The sequence below is a fragment of the Streptomyces sp. WAC 04229 genome, from assembly GCF_003947455.1.
Taxonomy (GTDB): Bacteria; Actinomycetota; Actinomycetes; order Streptomycetales; family Streptomycetaceae; genus Streptomyces.
The window spans coordinates 1-1,128 of record NZ_QHJH01000400.1; the positions used below are offsets into that span (position 1 = coordinate 1).

General features: G+C 63.6%; 1 protein-coding gene. It reads right to left on the reverse strand.

What is annotated here, in order from left to right; translation table 11 throughout:
- Window positions 1–23: 23 nt before the first annotated feature.
- Window positions 24–893, reverse strand: a complete 870-nt coding sequence (locus DMH12_RS38515; RefSeq protein ID WP_125495863.1) for an IS5 family transposase — start codon at window positions 891–893, stop codon at window positions 24–26.
- Window positions 894–1,128 lie beyond the last annotated feature (235 nt).

Genomic DNA, 1,128 nt, shown 5'->3' on the forward strand with positions numbered 1-1,128 from the left:
AGAGGTCGTTTTCTCCCATTGTTTCATCCCTGAGTATGCCGTTTTGTCTGTGGTGTCGGATCGCGCCAGGAGGTGGTGCTCTCGCTGGTGAGGCGGCGGGCCATGAGGTCGGTCATGGCGATATGGATCATGGCTTCGGATCGGTGCGGATGGGTTTCGTAGTCGCGAGCCAGTCTGCGGTGGAGCATGAGCCAGCCGTAGGTCCGCTCGACCGCCCAGCGTTTCGGGGTTGGAGTGAAGCCCCTGGTCCCGGGCTTGCGTTGAGTGATTTCCATGTCGATGCCGAGGGTGGCCGCATGCTCGACGAGGTGCTGTCGGTAGCCACCGTCCACCCAGACCTTCCGGATTCCGGGGTGGTCGGCGGCGACCTGGTCCAGGAGCTGGGTGCCGGCGATGGAGTCCTGCACGCTTGCCGCGGTGACCAGCACAGCGAGCAGAAGGCCGAGGGTGTCGGTGACGATGCTCCGTTTCCGTCCGACGATCTTCTTGCCGGCATCGATGCCCTGACTGGTGGCGAGCACGCTGGTGGAGGTTTTCACGCTCTGCGCGTCGATCACGCAGGCCGATGGTTCGGCCTCCCGGCCTTCCTTCTGCCGTAAGAGCTGGCGAAGCAGGCCGTTGAGCTGGGCGAACACACCTTCCTGCTGCCACCTGGCGAAGTAGCCGTAGACCGTGTTCCAGTGCGGGAAGTCGTGCGGGAGGTAGCGCCATTGGACGCCAGTGCGGTCCACATACAAGATCGCGTCCATGATGTCGCGCAGGTCATGCTCGGGCGGCCTGCCGAAGTCCAGAGCTCTGCCACGGCGCTCGAAACGCCAGGCCGCCAGGACAGGCTCGACCAACTCCCAGCGAGCATCAGAAAGATCACTCGGATACGGACGTTGCTTCGGCATGCCTCCGGCGTACCGCCGCGGACCGAGTGCGCCCAGGCGCACAGCGATGACGACGGAAGCACGCAGCCTGGGAAGCCGGGCATCCTGAGATGAGACAGGAACGAGCAGCACTCCGCCCCAACAGTCACACCTCAGGACTCATCGACTCCAGCCGCACCGGCTGCCCCTTTCGCATCGCATCCTCACCCACCGAGAATCCATCCATAAACAGGCAAGACAGATGAAAACGACCTCT

Excerpts from the sequence above, each read along its gene's own strand:
- DMH12_RS38515 (WP_125495863.1), bottom strand. The coding sequence starts at position 893 with ATGCCGAAGCAACGTCCGTATCCGAGTGATCTTTCTGATGCTCGCTGG.